The organism is Pseudoxanthomonas sp. SGT-18 (assembly GCF_003931645.1).
GTDB lineage: Bacteria > Pseudomonadota > Gammaproteobacteria > Xanthomonadales > Xanthomonadaceae > Pseudoxanthomonas.
Genome location: NZ_RRYJ01000005.1, coordinates 24,297 through 46,102, shown reverse-complemented (window position 1 = coordinate 46,102; position 21,806 = coordinate 24,297). Strand labels below are relative to the sequence as shown.

Below are 21,806 nucleotides of genomic sequence, written 5' to 3'. Positions count from 1 at the left end.
CACGGCCCCGGTGCTGGCAGAATGTCGGGTTTCCGCACCCTTCCCCGGCATTCCGATGCGTCTTTCCCGCTTCCACCTGCATACCACCAAGGAAACCCCGGCGGACGCCGAGCTGGTCAGCCACAAGCTGATGCTGCGCGCCGGCATGATCCGCAAGCTCGCGGCCGGCCTGTACACCTGGACCCCGCTTGGCCTGCGCGTGCTGCGCAAGGTCGAGGCGGTCGTGCGCGAGGAAATGAACCGCGCCGGCGCGGTCGAGCTGCAGCTGCCGACCATCCAGCCGCGGGAATTGTGGGAGGAAACCGGGCGCTGGGAGAAGTTCGGCGGCCAGCTGCTGAAGATCAAGGACCGCAAGGAAGCCGAATACTGCTTCAGCCCCACCGCCGAGGAGGCGATCACCGACTTCGCCCGCCAGGAACTGAGCAGCTACAAGCAGCTGCCGGTGAACTTCTACCAGATCCACACCAAGTTCCGCGACGAGATCCGCCCGCGCTTCGGCGTGATGCGCGCGCGCGAGTTCCTGATGAAGGACGCCTATTCCTTCCACGTCTCCGACGAGGACCTGGCGCGCGAATACGAGAACATGAAGGCGGCCTACATCCGCATCTTCACCCGCCTGGGCCTGGAGTTCCGCGCGGTGCAGGCCGATTCGGGCGCGATCGGCGGTGACGCCTCGCAGGAATTCCACGTCCTGGCCGATTCGGGCGAGGACGCGCTGGCCTTCTCCACCGCCTCCGATTACGCCGCCAACGTGGAAACCGCGCAGGCCGCCGCCCCGGGGCCGCGCCCGGCCGCGGCCGAGGAAATGCGCAAGGTCGAAACCCCGGTCCAGAAAACCTGCGAGGACGTGGCCGCGCTGCTGGGAATCCCGCTGCAGCGCACGGTCAAGTCGGTGGCGTTTTTCGGCGAGCAGGGTTTTGTCCTGGCCCTCGTGCGCGGCGACCATTCGGTAAACGAAATCAAACTGGCCAAGGTTGACGGCGTGGGTGAATATCGCCCGGCCACCGAAGCGGAAATCCTCGAGCACCTGGGCAGCGAGCCGGGTTTCCTCGGCCCGGTGGGCGCGAAGAAGGCCATCCGCGTGGTTGCCGACCGCGAGGTCGCGGCGATGGCGGATTTCGTCGTCGGCGCCAACGAGCCCGGTTTCCACCTGGCCGGGGTGAACTGGGGCCGCGACCTGCCGGAGGCCGACGTGGTGGCGGACATCCGCAACGTGGTCGCCGGCGACCGCGCCGCCGACGGCGGCGAAATCCGCCTGGCGCGCGGCATCGAGGTCGGCCACGTGTTCCAGCTCGGCCGCAAGTATTCGCAGGCCATGGGTTTCACCGTGCTGGACGAAAACGGCAAGGCCGTGGTCCCGGCGATGGGCTGCTACGGCATCGGCGTTTCCCGCATCGTGGCCGCGGCGATCGAGCAGAACCACGACGAGGCCGGCATCGTCTGGCCGGTGCCGATGGCACCGTGGGCGGTGGCGATCTGCGTCATCAACCCGAAGAAGGACCCGCAGGTTGACGAGGCGGCCGAATCGCTGCTGCAGGAGCTGAAGGCAGCCGGCATCGACGCGGTGCTGGACGACCGCGGCCTGCGCCCGGGCCCGATGTTCGCCGACATGGAACTGATCGGCATCCCGCACCGCGTGGTGGTTTCCGCGCGCGGCCTGGAGGCCGGCACCTACGAATACCGCGCCCGCCGCGGCGGCGAGGCCGAGGCGCTGGACCGCGCGCAACTGCTGCAGCGCCTGGCGGGCTGAGCGCGCGTTTTCCCGGCGGTTATGGCGGCCCGATTATCCGGCGATAATCGGGCCGTTTTTTCTTGACGCACCGTTCATTGCCGGGTTTATTGCACTGGATTATCCTCCAGTCGATTGCCCAGGGACGGGCCTCCCATGATTGCCGGAGAATATGATGTCGATTGATCTGAGTACGCTGTCGCCCCGGGAACTGGGTTCCCTGATCGCCACCGCCAAGAAGCGCCAGGCCCTGCTGTCGAAGCGGGCCCCGATCGCCAAGGTCCGCAGCAAGCTGGTCAAACTGGCCAAGGCCGAGGGCTACACCATCGAGGAGCTGTTCGGCGCCCCGGGCGGCGGCCGCGCCAGCGCCGCGGCCGGCAGCGGCCGCGCCCGCAAGCTGGGCAAGGTGCCGCCGAAGTACCGCAACCCGGAAAACCCGAAGGAAACCTGGACCGGCCGCGGCAAGCAGCCGCGCTGGCTGGCGGCCTATGTCGCCCAGGGCCGCGATGTGGCCGAGTTCCTGATCCCGGGTGCAGCCGCCCCGACCCCGGCCAAGGCCTCCAAGGGCGCGCGCAAGCGGGTGGTCAAGAAGGCCCGCGGCAAGTAACCGCCCCCTACGTGGAAACGCCGGCCCGGGGCCGGCGTTTCCTTTTGCGCCCGCACCGGCGGCTCAGAGGTTCTTGCGCGCCGGCAGCAGCAGGTTGCCGAACAGCAGGCCGGCGACCAGGGCCACCACGATGTTGAGCACCAGCAGCACCGCGTTCTGGCCGGCGTCCACATCCTGCTGCTGGACCATGGTGAGCAGCCCGCGCAGGCTGGCGCTGCCGGGCACCAGCATGATGATGCCGGGCAGGCGGATCAGCGCGCCCGGACGCTGCGCCCAGCGGCCGAAGCCGTTGCCGGCGGCGGTCAGCACCAGCGCCGAGAGGAAGATGCCCACCGGGCTGCCCCATTCGTGGCCGCCGAAGCGCGAGATCAGGTAGCCGGTGATGGCCGCGCCCATGACCCAGGGGTAGTCGCGCGGGCTGGCCTTGAACAGCACCGCGAAGGCGAACGAGGCCACCGCCATCGACAGCCATTCCACGCTTTCCGGTTGCGGCCGCAGCGCCCGCACCTGCGGCTCCAGGCCAAGCACGTCCAGCAGGTTCACCGCCACCACCGCGCCCACGGTCAGCTTCAGCACCGTGGTCAGGGCGCCTGCGAAGCGCACGGTGCCGGAGACCCAGTGCTGGCTGGACAGCTCGTTCATGGCGTTGGTGATCGCCATGCCGGGCAGCAGCGCCACCAGCGAGGCGATCACCACGGTATTGAGGTTCAGCGGCGCCACCAGGGCCGCGACCAGGCTGACCACCGCGCCGGCGGCCAGCGCCGACAGCGCCTCGCTGGCCTCGCGCAGCGCGGCGCGGCGGGCGCAGTACTGGTCGAGCAGGCCGATCATCAGCCCGGTGGCCGCGGCCACCGCGATGTCCAGCCACGGCAGCCGCCACAGCCCGGCCACGCCGGCCGCGGCCAAACCGTAGCCGAACACCTGCATGGCGCTGGCCAGGGCCGAGGGCGGCCGGTCCAGTGCGCGCAGCGCGGTATGGCCCTGGGTGATGGTCAGCTGGCCGCTGGCCACGGCCTCGGCGATGCGGTCGGCCTCGCACAGCTTGTGCAGGTCGTTCTCCCCGGGGGACAGGCGGATCACCCGGGTGGTGTCGGTGCTGCCCAGCGGCTTGCCGGGCTCGCTGAAGCTGAGGATCAGGCCGGTGGGGTTGGACCAGGCCTCGCACTCCAGGTCCAGGCGCTGCGACAGCGCGGTGATCGCCGCCTCCAGGCGCTGGGCGGTGGTGCCGTAGCGGTGCAGGCGCACCGCCATCTCGGCGACGAAGGCGATGCGCTGGGGATAGCTGGCCTGGGGCCGGGCGGGGACGTTGGACATCGCACTAGTATCGCGCCAGCGGCGGCGCAGCAGTCACCGCCTTGCCTGTATGCTGCGGCCGGACTATGGACCCGACCCCCCCGAACCCGCCCGGCTGGACCCTGGCCCCCGGCTCCGAGCAGGAGGCGCGCCTGGCCGGCGACTGGACGCTGGACCACGCCATGGAGCTGGCCGCGCGCCTGCGCGAGCTGCCCGAGGCGGTGACCGCGGTGGACGCCACCGGGATCGGGCGGATCGACTCGGCCGGGGTGATGCAGCTGATCCGCTTCGCGCGGCGCCGGCGCCTGCCGGAGGCGGCGGTGCGCTTCAGCACGGCGCACCTGCCGCTGGTGCAGGTGATCGAGGACGTGTCCGACGAGCGCCCGGCGCGCAAGCGCGACTACGGCTTCGCCGCCGCGCTGGAGCGCCTGGGCCGCGCCACCCACGCCGTCGGCCGCAACATCGTCGAGCTGCTGGGCTTCACCGGGGAGAACCTGGTCAAGCTGCTGCGCCTGCTGCGCCAGCCCCGGCGCTTCCGCCTCACCGCCACGGTGGCGCACATGGAACAGGTGGGCCTGGACGCGGTGCCGCTGGTGGCGCTGCTGTCCTACCTGGTCGGCGCGGTGATCGCATTCCTGGGCTCGACCATCCTGGCCGACTTCGGCGCCGAGATCTTCGTGGTCGAGCTGGTGTCGATCGCCTTCCTGCGCGAGTTCGCGGTGCTGCTCACCGCGATCGTGCTGGCCGGCCGCACCGCCTCGGCGTTCACCGCGCAGATCGGGGCGATGAAGGCACGCGAGGAGATCGACGCGATCCGCACCCTGGGCCTGGACCCGATCGACCTGCTGGTGATCCCGCGCCTGGTCGCGCTGCTGGTGATGCTGCCCCTGCTGACCTTCGTGGCGATGATGGCCGGCCTGGCCGGCGGCGTGACCGTGGGCGCGTTCGACCTGGAGATCCCGCCGCAGATGTACCTGGCGCGGATGCACGAGACCCTGCAGCTGCGCCACTTCCTGGTCGGCCTGTCCAAGGCCCCGGTGTTCGCCATGGTGATCGGCCTGATCGGCTGCCTGGAAGGCATGCGCGTGCAGGGCACGGCGCAGTCGGTCGGCGAGCGCACCACCTCCAGCGTGGTGCAGACCATCTCGCTGGTGATCATCCTCGACGCGCTGGCGGCGCTCTGGTTCATGAACATGGATTGGTGAAAGGGCGGGATTGGTGATTCGTGATCGGTGATCCGAAAAAGCCAGAAGCAGGCCGCCGGGTTTCCGGAGAGAATGCTTTTGCTTTGACGAATGACGCATCACGAATCACGAGCGACCAGCCCGCGGACGCGGATGGCGGCGAGGCGGCCATCCGCGTCCGCGGGCTGGTCAACCGGTTCGGATCCCAGACCGTCCACGACGGCCTCGACCTCGACGTGCGCCGCGGGGAGATCATCGGCATCGTGGGCGGCTCGGGCACCGGCAAGTCGGTGCTGATGCGCAGCATCCTCGGGCTGCAGCGGCCGACCGACGGCAGCATCGAGGTACTGGGCGCGGACGCGCGCTCGGACGATCCGCGCCAGCGCCAGCACATCCAGCGCCATACCGGGGTGCTGTTCCAGGACGGCGCGTTGTTTTCCTCGCTGACCGTGGGCGAGAACGTGGAGGTGCCGCTGCGCGAGCACCACCCGGAGCTGCCGGAGACCTGGCGCCGCGAGCTGGCGCTGCTGAAGGTCAAGCTCGCCGGACTGCCCGCCGACGCCGCGTCCAAGCTGCCGGCGCAGCTGTCCGGCGGCATGCGCAAGCGCGCCGGGCTGGCCCGGGCGCTGGCGCTGGACCCGCCGCTGCTGTTCCTGGACGAGCCCACCGCCGGCCTCGACCCGATCGGCGCGGCCGCCTTCGACCACCTGCTGCGCACCCTGCAGCAGGCCCTGGGCCTGACCGTGTTCCTCATCACCCACGACCTGGACACCCTGTACGCTATCTGCGACCGGGTGGCGGTGCTGGCCGACCGCAAGGTCGTGATCAACGCCCCGCTGGAGGAAGTCGAGCGCTTCGACCATCCCTGGGTGCAGGAATACTTCCACGGCCCGCGCGCCCGCGCCGCGCGCGGCCAGCGCAATCCCCCGCGCCAGGAGGCGGACTGAGATGGAAACCCGCGCCAACTACGTGCTGATCGGCGCCTTCACCATCGTGGTGTCGGTGGCCCTGCTGCTGTTCGGGCTGTGGGCGGCCAAGTACTCGTCCGAACGCAGCTGGCAGCGCTACATGATCGTGTTCGACGAGGCGGTGACCGGCCTGTCGGTGGGCAGCAGCGTGCAGTACAACGGCATCTCGGTCGGTTCGATCGACAAGCTGTCGCTGGACCCGCAGGACCCGCGCCGGGTGGTGGCGATCATCCGCGCCGACGCCAACGTGCCGGTCAAGACCGACACCCGCGCCAAGCTCGCCATCACCAGCCTCACTGGCCCCGCCATCATCCAGCTGTCCGGCGGCTCGCCCGGGGCGCCGCTGCTGACCGCGGTGGACACCCGCGACACTCCCCAGATCCAGACCTCGCCCTCGGCGCTGCAGAACATCACCGACACCGCCAACCGCATCGTCGAGCGCCTGGACCAGGTGCTCAGCGACCAGAACGTGGCCCACATCGGCCGCACCCTGGAGAACATCGAGCGCATCAGCGCCAGCATGGCGGCCAAGGACGAAGGCATGGAGGCGCTGCTTGCCACCGCGCGCGAGGCCGCGCGCAGCCTCGACCAGACCCTGCAGAACACCAATGCCACCGTGCAGCGGGTGGACCAGAACCTGGTGCGGGAGCTGCCGGCGCTGATCAGCCGCCTGGACTCGACCCTGGCGCGGCTGGATTCGGCAGCGGGCAACGCCGACGCGATCCTTGGCGAGAACCGCGCCGCGATCAACAGCTTCGCCAACGACGGCCTGGCCCAGCTGGGCCCGACCCTGACCGAGCTGCGCGCGCTGATCCGCGACCTGCGCCAGATCAGCGACCGCCTCGAGAACAACCCGGCGCGCTTCCTGCTCGGCCGCGACGGAGCCAAGGAGTTCGAACCGCAATGACGCCCGTTCCCTTCCCCACGCCCGCCGCGCCCGCGCGCCGGCTCGCCTTCCTGGTCCTGGCCGCGACGCTGGCCGGCTGCTCGCTGGTCGGCAAGCCCGGCGACCCGGTGACCATCTACGCCCCCGAGGCCGCGGCCACGCCGGATCCCTCCTGGCCGAGGGTGGACTGGCAGCTGGCCATCGCCCGCCCGTCCGCCCCGCGCCTGCTGGACTCGCCGCGCATCGGCGTGCGCCCGGTCCCGGGCGAGCTGCAGGTGTACAAGGGCGCGGTCTGGGTGCAGCCGCCGACCGACATGCTGGAGGCTACGGTGCTGCGCGTGCTGGAGGACTCCGGCAAGATCGACGCGGTCGGCCGCGTGGCCACCGGCCTGCGCGCGAACTACCGGCTGGCGCTGGACATCCGCCGCTTCGAGGCCGACTACCGCGGCGGCGACCGCCCGGCGGCGGTGATCGAGGTGGTGGCCAAGCTGATGCACAACACCGACCAGCGCGTGGTCGCCAGCCAGACCTTCACCCAGGTGCAGCCGTCCCCGGCCACCGACATCGGCAGCGTGGCCGCGGCCTTCGACCAGGCCCTGGCCGAGGTCGGCCGCCAGGTCGCCGGCTGGACCCTGGCCGCAGGCCAGGCCGACGCCGCCAGCCGCCCCGCGCCCTGAGCGCGCGGCCCGTCCCCTGCAGCAAGCCAGACCCGCAAGCTCCCGGCTCCACCGCCCCCCCCAACACTGGCGCCGCGCGCCCCCGGATGAGCCACATCGTCAGCTACTCGATCCGCGGGCTGGAGGCGATCTTCGCGCCGCACGGGTTCCGGATCAGCCCGGTGCCGGGCAAGAGCTACGCCAGCATCGCCGAATTCGACCCGGATCCGGCCCCGGAGGACTTCAGCGAGCGCATCTACCGTCCGCTGCCGGAGAACGACGCGCTGCTGGCGCGCTGCGGCCTGCTGCGCCAGGCAACGATCCAGAGCGCGCGCGCGTCCTACTACTTCGGCGGCTACCTGGAGCGCAGCCGCTGGGCGCTGTCGCTGGACCGCGAGCTGGCGGAACTGCGCGACCAGCACGCCCGCCAGCTGCGGGAACTGGCGCAGCAGCACGAGCACGAACTGGCCGAACTCAGGGCGCAGCTGCCGCAGGCGGCGGACGCCGGGGATGCGGCTGCACCTGGCGGAAGGTCAGGTTGATGCGCGCGCCCACCGGCCGCGCGGTGCGCGGCAGGGCATGTTTCCAGTGGCGCTGGGTGGACCCGCCCATCAGCAGCAGGCTGCCGGGCTCCAGTTGAAGCGCCAGCTTGCGCGCCGGATCGTCGCGCCGGCGCAGCACGAAGCGGCGCGGCGCGCCCAGGCTCAGCGAGGCGATCAGCGGCTGCGGGCCCAGTTCCAACTCGTCGTCGCTGTGCCAGCCCATGGCGTCGCGGCCGTCGCGGTAAAGGTTGGCCAGTACGCTGTTGAAGCGCGCGCCCAGCTCGTCCTGCAGGCGCCTGCGCAGTGCCGCCAGTTCCGCGTTCCAGGGATGCGGCACGAAGCGGCTGCCGGAATAGCGGTAGACCGCCTGCGGGTCGCCGATCCAGCAGCTCAGCCGCGGCGAATCCACCTCGCGGCCGAAGATCCGGATCCGGTGCACCTCCCACGGCAGCCCGTCCAGCAGGCGCTGCATGAGGTCGGCGGCCGCCGCCGGCGGCAGCCAGCCGCGGGCCAGTTCCAGCCGGGCGTCGGGGAGCTCGAAGCGCTGCCATTGCATGCCCGCCACGCTAGCAGGTGCGGCCCCTGGCGCGCAGGGATTTGCCCCGCCGTCCGCGAAACCCGAGAATGCCGGGCCAGCCAGAACAGCCAGCCGGAGCCGTGATGACGGAAACCACCGCCCCAACGCCCACGCCCGAGGTGGAACGCGACGTGATGGAGTACGACGTCGTCACCGTCGGCGCCGGTCCGTCCGGCCTGGCGTTCGCCATCCGCCTCAAGCAGCTCAACCCGGAGCTGTCGGTGTGCGTGATCGAGAAGGCCAGCACGGTCGGCGCCCACATCCTGTCCGGCGCGGTGATCGAGCCGGGCCCGCTGGACGCCCTGCTGCCGGGCTGGCGCGACAACCCGCCGCCGGTGTGCGTGCCGGCCACCGGGGACGAATTCTGGCTGCTGACCAAGGATGGCGGCACGAAGCTGCCCGTCGTGCCGCCGGGCATGCGCAACCACGGCAACTTCATCGTTTCCCTGGGCGCGATGTGCGCCTGGCTGGCGCCGCAGGCCGAGGCCCTGGGCGTGGAGATCTACGCCGGCTTCGCCGCCGCCGAGACCCTGCATGCCGAGGACGGCACCGTGCTGGGCGTGCGCATCGGCGACATGGGCGTGGCCAAGGACGGCTCGCTCAAGCCCGGCTACACCCCCGGCATCGACATCCGCGCCAAGGTCACGGTGCTGGCCGAGGGCGCGCGCGGCCACCTGACCAAGCGCCTCATCAAGCGCTTCGGCCTGGACGCGGACAGCGACCCGCAGAGCTACTCGATCGGCATCAAGGAACTGTGGCAGCTGCCGGAAGGCCGCACCAGCCCGGGCAAGATCGTGCACAGCTTCGGCTGGCCGGCGGACAACGACACCTACGGCGGCAGCTTCCTGTACCACCTGGAGAACAACCAGGTGGCGATCGGCTACGTCAGCGGCCTGGACTACAAGGATCCGGAGTACCGCCCGTGGGAGGCCTTCCAGCAGTGGAAGAACCACCCGCACGTCAAGCCGCTGCTGGAAGGCGGCAGCATCCTCTCCGCCGGCGCCCGCGCCATCGTCACCGGCGGCTACCAGGCCCTGCCCAAGGTGGAGATGCCTGGCGCGCTGCTGGTCGGCGACACCGCCGGCCTGCTCAACGTGCCCAAGGTCAAGGGCACCCACCAGGCGATCCGCAGCGGCATGCTCGCCGCCGAGCACCTGGCCGCCAGCGGCCTGGACCCGGCCGGCTTCGACGCAAAGCTGCGCGCCTCGGAGGTGGTGGCCGAGCTGAAGAAGGTCCGCAACATCAAGCCCGGCTTCAAGAAGGGCCTGTGGCTGGGCATGGCCAACGCCGCCTGGGAGACCGCCACCGGCGGCGCCTCGCCGTGGACGCTCAAGGGCTCGCCGGACTGGTCCTCGCTGCAGAAGCTGGGCCAGTACCAGGCCCCGGACCGCGGCTGGGTGGAGCGCACCCTGCCCCCGCGCGACCGCCTGCAGGCGGTGTACTACGCCGCCACCGAGCACGACGAGGACCAGCCGGTGCACCTGAAGGTGGCCGACACCTCGATCTGCGTGGAGCGCTGCACGGTCGAGTACGGCAACCCCTGCACCCGCTTCTGCCCGGCCGGCGTGTACGAGATGGTCGAGGACGAAGCCGGCAGGCGCCTGCAGATCAACGCCGCCAACTGCGTGCACTGCAAGACCTGCGACATCAAGGATCCGTACGAGATCATCACCTGGGTCACGCCCGAGGGCGGTTCCGGTCCCAATTACCAGAACCTGTAGGCACCAGAACGAAGAAGGCCGGCGGATCCGCCGGCCTTCTTCGTTATCCGCCGCATGCGTCTCAGGCGAGGATCGGAACGCCGGTCTTTTCGCGCAGCTCGTCGATGCCCACGCCCGGCGCGGCCTCCACCAGCGCCAGGCCTCCGGCGGTGACGTCGAACACGCCCAGGTCGGTGATGATGCGGTGGACCACGCCCACGCCGGTCAGCGGCAGGGTGCACTCGGGCAGGATCTTGTGCTCGCCGTTCTTCGCGGTGTGCTCCATCAGCACCACCACGCGCTTCACCCCGGCCACCAGGTCCATGGCCCCGCCCATGCCCTTGACCATCTTGCCCGGCACCATCCAGTTGGCCAGGTCGCCCTTGTCGGTGACCTGCATGGCGCCGAGGATGGCCAGGTCGATATGGCCGCCGCGGATCATGGCGAAGGAATCGTGGCTGCCGAAGTAGCTGGCGCCGGCACGCGCGGTCACGGTCTGCTTGCCGGCGTTGATCAGGTCGGCGTCGACCTCGTCCTCGGTCGGGAACGGGCCGATGCCCAGCAGGCCGTTCTCCGACTGCAGCCACACGTCCACCCCCTCGGGGATGTGATTGGCGACCAGGGTTGGCAGGCCGATGCCCAGGTTCACGTAGGCGCCGTCGGTCAGCTCGCGCGCGGCGCGTGCGGCCATCTCGTCACGGGTCCAGGCCATCACTTGTCCTCCTGGCGCACGGTGCGCTGTTCGATCCGCTTCTCCGGCGTGGGGTTGTGCACGATGCGGTCCACGTAGATGCCCGGCAGGTGGACCTGGTCCGGGTCGATCGCGCCGACCTCGACGATCTCCTCGACCTCGGCCACGCAGACCTTGCCGGCCATGGCGCAGGCCGGGTTGAAGTTGCGCGCGGTCTTGCGGAACACCAGGTTGCCGGCGGTATCGGCCTTCCACGCCTTGACCAGGGCCACGTCGGCCACCAGCGCGGTTTCCAGCACGTAGTGCTTGCCGCCGAACTCGCGGGTTTCCTTGCCCTCGGCCACCACCGTGCCGTAGCCGGTGGCGGTGTAGAAGGCCGGGATGCCGGCGCCGCCGGCACGCAGGCGCTCGGCCAGGGTTCCCTGCGGGTTGAACTCCAGCTCCAGCTCGCCGGATAGGAACTGGCGCTCGAATTCCTTGTTCTCGCCCACGTAGGACGAAATCATCTTGCGGATCTGCCGGGTCTCCAGCAGCAGGCCCAGGCCGAAGCCGTCCACGCCGGCGTTGTTGGAGATCACGGTCAGGTCCTTCACCCCCGAATCGCGCAGGGCCGCGATCAGTGCCTCGGGGATGCCGCACAGGCCGAAGCCGCCGACCGCCAGCGTCTGCCCGTCGGCCACCAGGTCGGCCAACGCGGCGTGCGCGTCGGCCACCAGCTTGCTGCGGGATGTCCGGTTGCCCATCTGAGTCCTCGCCAATGCCGGGATGGGGCCATTCTAGTGGGTCCGCCGGGCCTTTCGGCCGTCCCTTGCCGCGACGCCGGCGCCGCGGCGGGTAGAATCGGGAGAACGTCCCCCGTGCAAAGGAATGACCCATGACGCTCCCCGCTTTCAAGGCCTACGACATCCGTGGGCGCGTTCCGGACGAACTGGACGAGGACCTGGCCCGCAGGATCGGCGTGGCCCTCTCCGACCAGCTGCGCCCCGGCCCGGTGGTCCTGGGCCATGACGTGCGCCTGAGCAGCCCGGCGCTGCAGGCGGCGCTGTCGGCCGGCCTGCGCAGCAAGGGCCGCGAGGTGATCGACATCGGCCTGTGCGGCACCGAGGAGGTGTACTTCCAGGTCGACCACCTCGACGCGGCCGGCGGCGTGATGGTGACCGCCAGCCACAATCCGATGGACTACAACGGAATGAAACTGGTGCGCGAGAATGCGCGCCCGATCTCCTCCGACACCGGCCTGTTCGCCATCTCCGACGCGGCCGAGGCCGACACCGCCCCGGCCGCGCCGCCGACCGCCGGCGAGCGCGCGCTAACCGACAAGGGCGCCTACATCGAGCACCTGCTGTCCTACGTGGACGTGCCGGCGCTCAAGCCGCTGAAGCTGGTGGTCAACGCGGGCAACGGCGGCGCCGGCGCCATCGTCGACCTGCTGGCGCCGCACCTGCCCTTCGAGTTCGTGCGCATCAACCACGAACCGGACGGCAGCTTCCCCAACGGCATCCCCAACCCGCTGCTGCCGGAGAACCGCCAGGCCACCATCGACGCGGTGCGCGAGCACGGCGCCGACTTCGGCATCGCCTGGGACGGCGACTTCGACCGCTGCTTCTTCTTCGACGAGCAGGGCCGCTTCATCGAGGGCTACTACCTGGTCGGCCTGCTGGCCCAGGCGATCCTGGCCAAGCACCCCGGCGGCAAGGTGGTGCACGACCCGCGCCTGGTCTGGAACACCGTCGAGCAGGTGCAGGAGGCCGGCGGCGTGCCGGTGCTGTGCAAGAGCGGCCACGCCTTCATCAAGGAGAAGATGCGCGCCGAGGACTGCGTCTACGGCGGCGAGATGAGCGCCCACCACTACTTCCGCGAGTTCGCCTACGCCGACTCGGGCATGATCCCCTGGCTGCTGATCGCCAGCCTGGTCTCCACCAGCGGCCGCAGCCTGGGCGACCTGGTCGAGGCGCGCGTGCGCAAGTTCCCGTGCAGCGGCGAGATCAACTTCCGCGTGGCCGACGCCAAGGCGGCGGTGGCGCGGGTGATGGACCACTTCGCCGCGCAGTCGCCGGCGCTGGACCACACCGACGGCATCAGCGCCGACTTCGGCGACTGGCGCTTCAACCTGCGCAGTTCCAACACCGAGCCGCTGCTGCGGCTGAACGTCGAGGCCCGCGGCGACGAGGCGCTGCTGCGCGCGCGCACCGAGGAAATCTCGCGGCTGCTCTCGGCCTGACCTGGAAGCCCATGAACGACCTGCTCCCCGTCCTGTTGTCCGGCGGCTCCGGCACGCGGCTGTGGCCGCTGTCGCGCGAGTCCTATCCCAAGCAGTTCCTGCCGTTGCACGGGGAGCTGACCATGCTCCAGGAGACCTGGCACCGGGTGGCCCCGCTGGCCACCCGCGCGCCGCTGGTGGTGGCCAACGAGGCGCACCGTTTCGTCGCCGCCGAGCAGTTGCACCAGGTCGGCGCGGAACCCCAGGCGATCCTGCTGGAGCCGGCCGGCCGCAACACCGCCCCGGCGATCGCCGTGGCGGCGCTGGAAGCCGGCGCCGGCGGCGACGACCCGGTGCTGCTGGTGCTGCCCTCCGACCACGTGGTGCGCGACCCCGAGGCCTTCCGCCGCGCGGTGCTCGAGGCCCTGCCGGCGGCCGAGGCCGGGCGCCTGGTCACCTTCGGCATCGTCCCCACCGGCCCGGAGACCGGCTACGGCTACATCCGCGCCACCGCCGGCGAGGGCGTGCGCGCGGTGGAGCAGTTCGTAGAGAAGCCGGACCTGGCCACCGCGGAAGGCTACGTCGCCTCCGGCGCGTACTACTGGAACAGCGGCATGTTCCTGTTCCGCGCCTCGCGCTACCTGGCCGAGCTGGAGCGGTTCAACCCGCAGATGCTGGCGGCGGTGCGCAAGGCCTGGGCCGGCGCGCGCCGCGACGCCGACTTCGTGCGCCTGGACGCGGCGGCCTTCGCCGAGGTGCCCTCGGACTCGATCGACTACGCGGTGATGGAGAAGACCGACCACGCCTCGCTGGTGCCGCTGGACGCCGGCTGGAGCGACGTCGGCTCCTGGACCGCGCTGCGCGAGGTGTCCGAGCGCGACGCCGACGGCAACGCCCACCACGGCGACGTGATCGCGATCGACTGCCGCAACACCTTCGCCTACGGTGAACGCCTGATCGCCCTGGTCGGGCTGGACGACGTGGTGGTGGTGGAAACCGCCGACGCGGTGCTGGTCGGGCGCGGCGACCGCATGCAGGAGGTCAAGGAAGTGGTGGCGCGGATCCGCGCCGAGGATCGCCCGGAGGCCACTTGGCACCGCAAGGTCTACCGTCCCTGGGGCGCGTACGACTCGATCGACAGCGGCCAGCGCTTCCAGGTCAAGCGGATCACGGTCAAGCCCGGCGCCAGCCTGAGCCTGCAGATGCACCACCACCGCGCCGAGCACTGGGTGGTGGTCAGCGGCACCGCCGAGGTCACCCGCGGCGACGAGGTGATCCTGCTGACCGAGAACCAGAGCACCTACATCCCGCTGGGCGTGACCCACCGCCTGCGCAATCCCGGCAAGCTGCCTCTGGAGCTGATCGAGGTCCAGTCCGGCAGCTACCTGGGCGAGGACGACATCGTCCGCTTCGAGGACACCTACGGCCGCACCTGAGCGGCCGCGGGCAGCGCCGGCACGTTCCCGTGCCGGCCGTCAGGCCGCCGGAGCGGCGGCGCGTTCGGCCGCCAGTGCGGCGATAACCGGGCGCAGCGCGTCGCGCCAGTGCGGCAGCGCCACCGCGAAGTCGCGCCGCAGCGCGGTGGTATCCAGGCACGAGTAGGCCGGGCGCCGCGCCGGGGTCGGGAACTCGGCGGTGGTGATCGCCTGCACCCGCGGCGCGCGCGGCAGCAGGCCCGCTTCCACCGCTTCGGCGAAGATCGCCTCGGCAAAGCCATGCCAGCTGGTCTGGCCATCGGCCACCAGGTGCCAGGTGCCGCTGGTGCCGGTATCGTCCAGCGCCCGGCGCAGGGCCACCGCGGTGACCTCGGCGATCAGCGCCGCCGGGGTCGGCGTGCCGACCTGGTCGGCCACCACCCGCAGCTCGTCGCGCTCGGCGCCCAGGCGCAGCATGGTGCGCAGGAAGTTGTGGCTGTGCGCGGCGTAAACCCACGCGGTGCGGAACACCAGGTGGCGGCCGCCGGCGGCGCGGATCGCCTGCTCGCCGGCCAGCTTGCTGGCCCCGTACGTACCCAGCGGCGCGGTCGGGTCGTCCTCGCGGTACGGGCGCGTGCCGCTGCCGTCGAACACGTAGTCGGTGGAGTAATGCACCAGCGGGATGCCGGCCGCGGCGCAGGCCCGGGCCAGCGCGCCGGGCGCCTCGCCGTTGATGCGGAACGCGGCCTCCGGCTCGGACTCGGCCTTGTCCACCGCGGTGTAGGCGGCGGCGTTGATGACCGCATCCGGGGCCACCTCGCGCACCACCCCGGCCAGGTGCTGTGGATCGGCCAGGTCGGCGGCGATGGCGCTGCCGCCGTCGTGCAGGCGGCCGTCGCGGGTGGCGACGACGAGCTCGCCCAGCGGCGCCAGGCTGCGGCGCAGCTCGCGCCCCAGCTGGCCGTTGCCGCCGACCAGCAGCAGCCGGGTCATGGCGCGTACACCGGCAGGCGGTCCTCGGGGATCCCGGCCAGGAACGGCGCGCTGCTGTCCTTGGCCGACAGCACCGGCTCGGCGATGGGCCAGTCCACGCCGATGTCGCCGTCGTTCCAGCGCACCCCGGCGTCGGACTCCTTCACGTACACGTCGGTGCACAGGTAGCTGAAGATCGCGTGCTCGGACAGCACCGCGAAGCCGTGGGCGAAGCCCTCCGGGATCCAGAACTGGCGCCGGTTCTGCGCACTGAGCACCACCGCTTCCCAGCGGCCGAAGGTCGGCGAGCCACGGCGGATGTCCACCGCCACGTCGTAGACCTCGCCTTCCAGCACGCTCACCAGCTTGCCCTGCGGCCGCGGCCACTGGTAATGCAGGCCGCGCAGCACGCCGCGGGTGGAGGTGGACACGTTGCTCTGCACGAACCGGGTCGGCAGGCCGTGCTGGGCGAAGCGCTCGGCGTTCCAGGTCTCGAAGAACACGCCGCGCGCGTCGCCGAACACCGCCGGCTCGATCACCACGCAGCCCGGCAGGGCGGTCTCGATCACCTTCATCGCACCACCCCGCGCTTGAGCAGGGCCAGCAGGTACTGGCCGTAGCCGTTCTTGGCCAGCGGCTGCGCCAGCTTCTCCAGCTGGGCCGCGTCGATCCAGCCGTTGCCGTAGGCGATCTCCTCCGGGCAGCACACCTGCAGGCCCTGGCGGTCCTGGATGGTCTGGATGAAGTTGGAGGCATCGTGCAGCGACTGGTGGGTGCCGGTGTCCAGCCAGGCGTAGCCGCGGCCCAGCTGCTCCAGGTACAGCGCGCCCTCGTCCAGGTAGCGCTTGTTGAGTTCGGTGATCTCCAGCTCGCCGCGGGCCGAGGGCTTGAGCTCGGCGGCGTAGTCGGCGGCCTTGCCGTCGTAGAAGTACAGGCCGGTGACGGCGTAGTTGGAGCGCGGGTTGGCCGGCTTCTCCTCGATGCCCACCACCTTGCCGCTGGCGTCGAACTCGGCCACGCCGTAGCGCTGCGGGTCGTTGACCCAGTAGCCGAACACGGTGGCGCCCTCGGTGCGCGCGTTGGCGCGGGCCAGGGTCGCGGTCAGGCCGTGGCCGTGGAAGATGTTGTCGCCCAGCACCAGGCAGCTGGGCTGGCCGGCGACGAAGTCGCGGCCGATCAGGTAGGCCTGGGCCAGGCCGTCGGGGCTGGGCTGGACCGCGTAGCGGATGTCCATGCCCCACTGCGAGCCGTCGCCCAGCAGGTTCTGGAACAGGGCCTGCTCGTGCGGCGTGTTGATGACCAGCACCTCGCGGATGCCGGCCAACATCAGCACGCTGAGCGGGTAGTAGATCATCGGCTTGTCGTACACCGGCAGCAGCTGCTTGCTGACGCCCTTGGTGATCGGATACAGCCGCGTGCCGGAGCCGCCGGCCAGGATGATGCCCTTGCGTTGCGTCATGGTTCTGTCCCGTGCGGCTTCAGGCCGCGGTGCCGATGCGTTCGAGGCGGTAGCTGCCGTCCAGCACCCGCCGCACCCAGTCCTGGTGCGCCAGGTACCAGTCCACGGTCGCGGCGATGCCCTGTTCGAAGCTGTACTTCGGCTCCCAGCCCAGCTCGTTCTTGAGCTTGGACGCATCGATCGCGTAGCGGCGGTCGTGGCCGGGGCGGTCGGTGACGTGGGTGATCAGGACCTCGTGCGGCTGCCCGTCCGGGCGCGGCCGGCGCTGGTCGAGCAGGCGGCAGATGGTGCGCACCACCTCGATGTTCTCGCGCTCGGCGTTGCCGCCGACGTTGTAGGTCTCGCCCACCCGGCCCTTGGCCAGCACCGTGCGGATCGCCTCGCAGTGGTCGGCCACGTACAGCCAGTCGCGCACCTGCTTGCCGTCGCCGTACACCGGCAGCGACTCCCCGGCCAGCGCGCGCTGGATCACCAGCGGGATCAGCTTCTCCGGGAAGTGGTACGGGCCGTAGTTGTTGGAGCAGTTGGTGGTGAGCGTGGGCAGGCCGTAGGTGTGGTGGAAGGCGCGCACCAGGTGGTCGGAGGCGGCCTTGGACGCCGAGTACGGCGAGTTGGGCGCGTACGGGGTGGTCTCGGTGAACTTGCCGGTCGCGCCGAGGGTGCCGTAGACCTCGTCGGTGGACACGTGCAGGAAGCGGAACGCGGCCTTCGCCTCGTCTTCCAGGCCCTTCCAGTAGTCGCGCACCGCCTCCAGCAGGGCCAGGGTGCCGACCACGTTGGTCTGGACGAAGGCGGCCGGGCCGTCGATGGAGCGGTCCACGTGGCTCTCGGCGGCGAAGTTGAGCACCGCGTCGGGGCGGTGCTCGGCCAGCAGGCGCGCCACCAGGGCCCGGTCGCCGATGTCCCCGTGCACGAAGATATGGTCGGGGTTGCCCTGCAGCGAGGCCAGGGTGTCGAGGTTGCCGGCATAGGTCAGCGCATCGAGGTTGACGATCCGGACACCCCGCGCCACCGCCTCGAGTACGAAATTGCCGCCGATGAAACCGGCGCCGCCGGTGACGAGCCAAGTAGCCAAGCTGTTCTCCTGTTGGTTGCTGTCGAGCCGCGCTCAGGCCGTATAAGGATACCCGCGACCGTTGAATCGCGGCTGTTTGGCCCAGCAGCCGGGGAGACTGAATAGCGGAAATGGTCACATCGCCGCCGCCCGGGGGCGTCCCCATGGCTGGTCGCAGGGCTCGGCCATCAGGGTGCGTCGCGCCAGACGTGGCATTGGAGGAATACCCCCCCGTCGCGCACGCCTCCGGCCCGCAACCGCCTCGATCCAGGCATTTCGCGCCCAATCCAGTATCCGCGCCTCCCGGACGCCCCGTCCGCGCGGTCAGCCGCCCCGTCGTCCGCCCGGGCAAAGCAAGCAATCGCCCCCGGACCCCGTCGCCCGGTAGAATCCGCGTTCCGCTCCGGCCAGCGATTGCGCCGGGGCCGCCCGACCATCCCTGAAGGAACTCCCGCACGATGAAGATCCTGGTCGCCTACAAGCGCGTGGTGGACTACAACGTCCGCATCCAGGTCAAGCCGGATGGCTCCGGCGTGGTGACCGAGGGCGTGAAGCTCTCGCCCAACCCGTTCGACGAGATCGCCCTGGAAGAGGCCCTGCGCCTGCGCGACAAGGGCATCGCCACCGAGGTGGTGGTGGCCACGATTGCCCCGGCCGACGCCCAGGCGCACCTGCGCAACGGCCTGGCCATGGGCGCCAACCGCGCCATCCACGTGGTCACCAACCAGGCGGTACAGCCGCTGGCGGCCGCCCGCACCCTGCTGAAGCTGGTGGAGAAGGAGCAGCCGGACCTGGTGATCCTGGGCAAGCAGGCGATCGACGACGACGCCAACCAGACCGGCCAGATGCTGGCCACCCTGTGGGGCCGCCCGCAGGCCACCTTCGCCAGCAAGCTGGAAGTGGCCGATGGCAAGGCCACGGTGACCCGCGAGGTCGACGCCGGCCTGGAGACCCTGGAAGTGAACCTGCCGGCGGTGGTGACCACCGACCTGCGCCTGAACGAACCGCGCTTCATCAAGCTGCCGGACATCATGAAGGCCAAGAGCAAGCCGCTGGAGACCCTGCAGCTGGCCGACCTCGGCGTGGACGCCGGCCCGGAGCTGAAGACCACCGCCTACGCCCCGCCGCCCAAGCGCAGCCGCGGCGTGATGGTCAAGGACGCGGCCGAACTGGTCGCCACGCTCAAGGCCAAGGGCCTGCTCTGATCCTCCCGGCCGCGCCGGGCGCCCCGCGCCGCGCGGCCCCCTGATTCCGGAGAACGCTCCAATGTCCAAGATCCTCGTCGTCGCCGAACACCTGGACGGCAAGCTCAACCCCGCCACCGCGCGCACCGTCAGCGCCGCACAGGCGCTGAACCCGGAGGCCATCGACGTGCTCGTGCTGGCCGCCGACCCGGCGGCGGTCGCGGCCGAGGCCGCGCAGATCGCCGGCGTGACCCGCGTGCTCGCCGTGGCCAACCCGGCCAATGCCCAGGCCATCGCCCAGGTGCTGGGCCCGCAGGTGGCGAAGCTGGCCGCCGGCTACAGCCACGTGTTCGGCCCCTCGACCACCTTCGGCAAGGACCTGATGCCGGTGGTCGCCGCCCTGCTGGGCGTCAACCAGGTCTCCGACCTGATGGCGGTGGAGGGCGAGTACACCTTCAAGCGCCCGATCTACGCCGGCAACGCCATCGTCACCGTCGAGGCCCCGGCCGGGCAGGTCGTGGTCGCCACCGTGCGCACCGCCTCCTGGCCGCAGGCCGCCGGCGGCAACAGCGCCCCGGTGGAGGCGGTGCAGGTCGAGGCCGCCCTGCCCTCGCATACCCGCTACGTGGGCCTGGCCGCCGGCGCGTCCGACCGCCCGGACCTGCAGTCCGCGCGCCGGGTCGTCTCCGGCGGCCGCGGCGTCGGCTCGGAGGAGAACTTCCGCCACATCTACTCGCTGGCCGACAAGCTCGGCGCGGCGGTGGGCGCCTCGCGCGCGGCGGTGGACGCCGGCTACTGCCCGAACGAGATGCAGGTCGGCCAGACCGGCAAGATCATCGCCCCGGAGCTGTACGTGGCCATCGGCATTTCCGGCGCGATCCAGCACCTGACCGGCATCAAGGACGCCGGCACCATCGTGGCGATCAACAAGGATCCGGAGGCGCCGATCTTCGAGGTCGCCGACATCGGCCTGGTGGGCGACCTGTTCACCATCCTGCCGGAGCTGGAGGCGGCGCTGTGACCGCGCGGGCCCGGGCAGCGGAGGCGCGATGATCGTCGGGCAGGGCCTGCTGGCGCGCGCCTTCGCGCCGCGCTACGCGGCCGATCCCGCGGTCACGATCTTCGCCTCCGGCGTATCCAATTCCCGCGAGACCGACCCCGCGGCCTTCGCCCGCGAGCGCGACCTGCTCCGCCCGCTGCTCGAGGCCGGCGGGCGCGTGGTCTATTTCGGCAGCTGCGGCAGCGCCACCGGCGACAGCGCGGCGGACACGCCGTACATGCGCCACAAGCGCGCCATGGAGGCGATGGTGGCCGCCTCGCCGGGCGGCCTGGTGCTGCGCCTGCCGCAGGTCGTCGGCCGCACGCCCAACCCCCACACCCTGACCAACTTCCTGCGCGACCGCATCGCCAGCGGCACCCCCTTCACGGTGTGGGCGCGGGCCGAGCGCAACCTGATCGACGTGGACGACGTGGCCGCCATCGGCGCGCGCCTGATCGACGGCGCCGGCAGCGGCGGGCGGCGTGTATTCTCCGTCGCCGCGGCCAGGTCGCTGCCCATGCCGGCCATCGTCGCCATCTTCGAGCGCGTGCTCGGCCGCCAGGCCCGGGTAGCCTTCGAGCCGCTCGGCAGCCCGCTGCCCATCGACGTGGCCGATGCGCTGGCGGTGGCCCGGGAACTGGGCATCGACCTCGGCGACGGCTACGCCGAACACGTCATCCGGAAATACTATGCGCCCGACGCCTGAGCTTTCCGTCGTCATCCCGGTCTACGGCAGCGCCAGCATCCTGCCGGCGCTGGCCGAGCGGCTGGAGGCCGCGCTGGCGCCCGCGCTGGGCGCGGACGGCTACGAGGTGGTGCTGGTCCACGACTGCGGCCCGGACAACGCCTGGGAGGTGATCCAGGCGCTGGCGTCCGCCCGCCCCTGGCTGCGCGGCCTGGACCTGCGGCGCAACGCCGGCCAGCACAATGCGATCATGGCCGGCCTGGGCGTGGCGCGCGGCCGCTACATCGTCACCATGGACGACGACCTGCAGCACGACCCGGCCGACGTGCCGCGGATCCTCGCGGCCCTGCGCGGTGGCGCCGACCTGGTCTACGCGCAGTTCCCCGAACGCCAGCACGCGCTGTGGAAGCGCGCCGGCAGCCGCTTCAACGACCTGGTCGCGCAGTGGCTGCTGAAGAAGCCCAGGGGGCTGTACCTGTCGCCGTTCCGCGGCTTCGCCCGCGGGCTGCGCGACGAGGTGCTGCGCTACCAGGGCCCGTTCGTCTACCTCGACGGGCTGCTGCTGCAGAGCACCAGCCCGCGCCGCATCGCCACGCTCACCGCCGAGCACCACGCGCGCAGCGACGGCCGCTCCGGCTACAGCCTGCGCAAGTCGGTCTCGCTGTGGCTGCAGATGGCCACCAGCTTCTCCATCGTGCCGCTGCGCCTGGTGTCGCTGGCCGGCGCGCTGGCCTCGTGCCTGGCCTTCGTCCTGGCCGTGGCCATCCTGGTGCAGAAGCTGCGCACGCCGGACCTGCCCGTGGGCTGGGCCTCGCTGATCGTGGCCATCCTGTTCATGGGCGGCCTGCAACTGCTGGCGCTGGGCGCCATCGGGGAGTACACCGGCCGCGTGCTGCTGAACGTGAACAAGCGGCCGCAGTACGTGGTGGGCGACAGCGTCAACCTGCCGCCCGCCTGAGCCGGCC

22 protein-coding genes are annotated in these 21,806 nt (G+C 71.2%); 14 read left to right on the top strand and 8 right to left on the bottom strand.

Annotated elements, in window-relative coordinates:
* Window positions 1-55 precede the first annotated feature (55 nt).
* Together EIM47_RS08305 and EIM47_RS08300 are read left to right on the top strand one after the other, a co-directional pair.
* A complete protein-coding gene (locus EIM47_RS08305) occupies window positions 56-1,750 on the top strand; it encodes a proline--tRNA ligase (protein WP_125076657.1) in 1,695 nt (564 codons plus the stop codon).
* 154 nt (window positions 1,751-1,904) lie between these two features.
* The gene (locus tag EIM47_RS08300) at window positions 1,905-2,336 is read left to right on the top strand and encodes an H-NS histone family protein (RefSeq protein ID WP_125076656.1); all 432 of its coding nucleotides are present in this window, start codon (window positions 1,905-1,907) and stop codon (window positions 2,334-2,336) included.
* A gap of 63 nt (window positions 2,337-2,399) precedes the next feature.
* On the opposite strand, the gene EIM47_RS08295 is transcribed toward EIM47_RS08300, so the two are convergent.
* A complete protein-coding gene (locus tag EIM47_RS08295; protein ID WP_019399557.1) occupies window positions 2,400-3,650 on the bottom strand; it encodes a threonine/serine exporter family protein in 1,251 nt (416 codons plus the stop codon).
* A gap of 65 nt (window positions 3,651-3,715) precedes the next feature.
* On the opposite strand from EIM47_RS08295, the gene EIM47_RS08290 reads away from it, so the two are divergent.
* The 5 genes from EIM47_RS08290 (at window position 3,716) to EIM47_RS08270 (ending at window position 7,865) form a co-directional block, all read left to right on the top strand.
* Window positions 3,716-4,834 carry an MlaE family lipid ABC transporter permease subunit gene (locus EIM47_RS08290; RefSeq protein ID WP_051403743.1) on the top strand — a complete coding sequence of 373 codons (1,119 nt, stop codon included), beginning with the start codon at window positions 3,716-3,718 and terminating at the stop codon, window positions 4,832-4,834.
* A gap of 83 nt (window positions 4,835-4,917) precedes the next feature.
* On the top strand, window positions 4,918-5,760 hold the full coding sequence (locus tag EIM47_RS08285) for an ABC transporter ATP-binding protein (protein ID WP_125165482.1): 843 nt from the start codon (window positions 4,918-4,920) through the stop codon (window positions 5,758-5,760).
* Between the two features lies 1 nt (window position 5,761).
* The gene (locus EIM47_RS08280; protein WP_125076655.1) at window positions 5,762-6,688 is read left to right on the top strand and encodes an MlaD family protein; all 927 of its coding nucleotides are present in this window, start codon (window positions 5,762-5,764) and stop codon (window positions 6,686-6,688) included.
* Complete coding sequence (locus EIM47_RS08275; protein WP_125076654.1) at window positions 6,685-7,344, top strand: ABC-type transport auxiliary lipoprotein family protein; 660 nt, start codon at window positions 6,685-6,687, stop codon at window positions 7,342-7,344. Before EIM47_RS08280 ends, EIM47_RS08275 begins: the two co-directional genes overlap by 4 nt.
* A gap of 86 nt (window positions 7,345-7,430) precedes the next feature.
* Complete coding sequence (locus tag EIM47_RS08270; RefSeq protein ID WP_125076653.1) at window positions 7,431-7,865, top strand: hypothetical protein; 435 nt, start codon at window positions 7,431-7,433, stop codon at window positions 7,863-7,865.
* On the opposite strand, the gene EIM47_RS08265 is transcribed toward EIM47_RS08270, so the two are convergent.
* Window positions 7,798-8,421 (bottom strand): alpha-ketoglutarate-dependent dioxygenase AlkB, encoded by a 624-nt coding sequence (locus EIM47_RS08265; RefSeq protein ID WP_039731652.1) that lies wholly within the window; start codon window positions 8,419-8,421, stop codon window positions 7,798-7,800. The two genes, EIM47_RS08270 and EIM47_RS08265, sit on opposite strands and share 68 nt — an antisense overlap.
* 104 nt (window positions 8,422-8,525) lie before the next feature.
* Here EIM47_RS08265 and EIM47_RS08260 point away from each other — a divergent pair, with 104 nt between their 5' ends.
* Complete coding sequence (locus EIM47_RS08260) at window positions 8,526-10,163, top strand: electron transfer flavoprotein-ubiquinone oxidoreductase (protein ID WP_028915696.1); 1,638 nt, start codon at window positions 8,526-8,528, stop codon at window positions 10,161-10,163.
* 61 nt (window positions 10,164-10,224) lie between these two features.
* Here EIM47_RS08260 and EIM47_RS08255 read toward each other — a convergent pair whose 3' ends face one another.
* Both EIM47_RS08255 and EIM47_RS08250 read right to left on the bottom strand, forming a co-directional pair.
* The gene (locus EIM47_RS08255) at window positions 10,225-10,854 is read right to left on the bottom strand and encodes a CoA transferase subunit B (protein ID WP_125076652.1); all 630 of its coding nucleotides are present in this window, start codon (window positions 10,852-10,854) and stop codon (window positions 10,225-10,227) included.
* Entirely contained in the window at window positions 10,854-11,576 is a 723-nt protein-coding gene (locus tag EIM47_RS08250; RefSeq protein WP_125076651.1) for a CoA transferase subunit A, read from the bottom strand. Before EIM47_RS08250 ends, EIM47_RS08255 begins: the two co-directional genes overlap by 1 nt.
* Window positions 11,577-11,707: 131 nt before the next feature.
* Here EIM47_RS08250 and EIM47_RS08245 point away from each other — a divergent pair, with 131 nt between their 5' ends.
* Both EIM47_RS08245 and EIM47_RS08240 read left to right on the top strand, forming a co-directional pair.
* Window positions 11,708-13,054, top strand: a complete 1,347-nt coding sequence (locus tag EIM47_RS08245; RefSeq protein ID WP_125076650.1) for a phosphomannomutase — start codon at window positions 11,708-11,710, stop codon at window positions 13,052-13,054.
* A gap of 11 nt (window positions 13,055-13,065) precedes the next feature.
* Entirely contained in the window at window positions 13,066-14,469 is a 1,404-nt protein-coding gene (locus tag EIM47_RS08240) for a mannose-1-phosphate guanylyltransferase/mannose-6-phosphate isomerase (RefSeq protein ID WP_125076649.1), read from the top strand.
* 39 nt (window positions 14,470-14,508) lie between these two features.
* Here EIM47_RS08240 and rfbD read toward each other — a convergent pair whose 3' ends face one another.
* From rfbD to rfbB, 4 genes are read right to left on the bottom strand one after another with little or no spacing between them, the layout of a single operon-like run.
* Window positions 14,509-15,441, bottom strand: coding sequence for a dTDP-4-dehydrorhamnose reductase (gene rfbD, locus EIM47_RS08235; protein WP_125076648.1), 933 nt, complete (start codon window positions 15,439-15,441; stop codon window positions 14,509-14,511).
* On the bottom strand, window positions 15,438-15,995 hold the full coding sequence (rfbC, locus tag EIM47_RS08230; protein ID WP_019399571.1) for a dTDP-4-dehydrorhamnose 3,5-epimerase: 558 nt from the start codon (window positions 15,993-15,995) through the stop codon (window positions 15,438-15,440). Before rfbC ends, rfbD begins: the two co-directional genes overlap by 4 nt.
* On the bottom strand, window positions 15,992-16,879 hold the full coding sequence (gene rfbA / locus EIM47_RS08225; RefSeq protein WP_125076647.1) for a glucose-1-phosphate thymidylyltransferase RfbA: 888 nt from the start codon (window positions 16,877-16,879) through the stop codon (window positions 15,992-15,994). The genes rfbC and rfbA overlap by 4 nt, the downstream gene beginning before the upstream one ends.
* A gap of 19 nt (window positions 16,880-16,898) precedes the next feature.
* Window positions 16,899-17,954, bottom strand: a complete 1,056-nt coding sequence (gene rfbB, locus EIM47_RS08220; RefSeq protein WP_125076646.1) for a dTDP-glucose 4,6-dehydratase — start codon at window positions 17,952-17,954, stop codon at window positions 16,899-16,901.
* A gap of 437 nt (window positions 17,955-18,391) precedes the next feature.
* Between rfbB and EIM47_RS08215 the strand changes: the two genes are divergently transcribed.
* The 4 genes from EIM47_RS08215 (at window position 18,392) to EIM47_RS08200 (ending at window position 21,799) form a co-directional block, all read left to right on the top strand.
* Window positions 18,392-19,138: an electron transfer flavoprotein subunit beta/FixA family protein gene (locus tag EIM47_RS08215; RefSeq protein WP_125076645.1), complete on the top strand. Its 747-nt coding sequence runs from the start codon at window positions 18,392-18,394 to the stop codon at window positions 19,136-19,138.
* A 61-nt stretch (window positions 19,139-19,199) separates the two neighbouring features.
* On the top strand, window positions 19,200-20,138 hold the full coding sequence (locus tag EIM47_RS08210) for an electron transfer flavoprotein subunit alpha/FixB family protein (RefSeq protein ID WP_125076644.1): 939 nt from the start codon (window positions 19,200-19,202) through the stop codon (window positions 20,136-20,138).
* A gap of 28 nt (window positions 20,139-20,166) precedes the next feature.
* Window positions 20,167-20,862 carry an NAD-dependent epimerase/dehydratase family protein gene (locus EIM47_RS08205; protein WP_125076643.1) on the top strand — a complete coding sequence of 232 codons (696 nt, stop codon included), beginning with the start codon at window positions 20,167-20,169 and terminating at the stop codon, window positions 20,860-20,862.
* A complete protein-coding gene (locus tag EIM47_RS08200; protein ID WP_125076642.1) occupies window positions 20,846-21,799 on the top strand; it encodes a glycosyltransferase family 2 protein in 954 nt (317 codons plus the stop codon). Before EIM47_RS08205 ends, EIM47_RS08200 begins: the two co-directional genes overlap by 17 nt.
* The last annotated feature ends 7 nt before the right edge of the window (window positions 21,800-21,806 follow it).

Excerpts from the sequence above, each read along its gene's own strand:
- EIM47_RS08305 (WP_125076657.1), top strand. The coding sequence starts at position 56 with ATGCGTCTTTCCCGCTTCCACCTGCATACCACCAAGGAAACCCCGGCG.
- EIM47_RS08300 (WP_125076656.1), top strand. The coding sequence starts at position 1,905 with ATGTCGATTGATCTGAGTACGCTGTCGCCCCGGGAACTGGGTTCCCTG.
- EIM47_RS08295 (WP_019399557.1), bottom strand. The coding sequence starts at position 3,650 with ATGTCCAACGTCCCCGCCCGGCCCCAGGCCAGCTATCCCCAGCGCATC.
- EIM47_RS08290 (WP_051403743.1), top strand. The coding sequence starts at position 3,716 with ATGGACCCGACCCCCCCGAACCCGCCCGGCTGGACCCTGGCCCCCGGC.
- EIM47_RS08280 (WP_125076655.1), top strand. The coding sequence starts at position 5,762 with ATGGAAACCCGCGCCAACTACGTGCTGATCGGCGCCTTCACCATCGTG.
- EIM47_RS08275 (WP_125076654.1), top strand. The coding sequence starts at position 6,685 with ATGACGCCCGTTCCCTTCCCCACGCCCGCCGCGCCCGCGCGCCGGCTC.
- EIM47_RS08270 (WP_125076653.1), top strand. The coding sequence starts at position 7,431 with ATGAGCCACATCGTCAGCTACTCGATCCGCGGGCTGGAGGCGATCTTC.
- EIM47_RS08265 (WP_039731652.1), bottom strand. The coding sequence starts at position 8,421 with ATGCAATGGCAGCGCTTCGAGCTCCCCGACGCCCGGCTGGAACTGGCC.
- EIM47_RS08260 (WP_028915696.1), top strand. The coding sequence starts at position 8,526 with ATGACGGAAACCACCGCCCCAACGCCCACGCCCGAGGTGGAACGCGAC.
- EIM47_RS08255 (WP_125076652.1), bottom strand. The coding sequence starts at position 10,854 with ATGGCCTGGACCCGTGACGAGATGGCCGCACGCGCCGCGCGCGAGCTG.
- EIM47_RS08250 (WP_125076651.1), bottom strand. The coding sequence starts at position 11,576 with ATGGGCAACCGGACATCCCGCAGCAAGCTGGTGGCCGACGCGCACGCC.
- EIM47_RS08245 (WP_125076650.1), top strand. The coding sequence starts at position 11,708 with ATGACGCTCCCCGCTTTCAAGGCCTACGACATCCGTGGGCGCGTTCCG.
- EIM47_RS08240 (WP_125076649.1), top strand. The coding sequence starts at position 13,066 with ATGAACGACCTGCTCCCCGTCCTGTTGTCCGGCGGCTCCGGCACGCGG.
- rfbD (WP_125076648.1), bottom strand. The coding sequence starts at position 15,441 with ATGACCCGGCTGCTGCTGGTCGGCGGCAACGGCCAGCTGGGGCGCGAG.
- rfbC (WP_019399571.1), bottom strand. The coding sequence starts at position 15,995 with ATGAAGGTGATCGAGACCGCCCTGCCGGGCTGCGTGGTGATCGAGCCG.
- rfbA (WP_125076647.1), bottom strand. The coding sequence starts at position 16,879 with ATGACGCAACGCAAGGGCATCATCCTGGCCGGCGGCTCCGGCACGCGG.
- EIM47_RS08215 (WP_125076645.1), top strand. The coding sequence starts at position 18,392 with ATGAAGATCCTGGTCGCCTACAAGCGCGTGGTGGACTACAACGTCCGC.
- EIM47_RS08210 (WP_125076644.1), top strand. The coding sequence starts at position 19,200 with ATGTCCAAGATCCTCGTCGTCGCCGAACACCTGGACGGCAAGCTCAAC.
- EIM47_RS08205 (WP_125076643.1), top strand. The coding sequence starts at position 20,167 with ATGATCGTCGGGCAGGGCCTGCTGGCGCGCGCCTTCGCGCCGCGCTAC.
- EIM47_RS08200 (WP_125076642.1), top strand. The coding sequence starts at position 20,846 with ATGCGCCCGACGCCTGAGCTTTCCGTCGTCATCCCGGTCTACGGCAGC.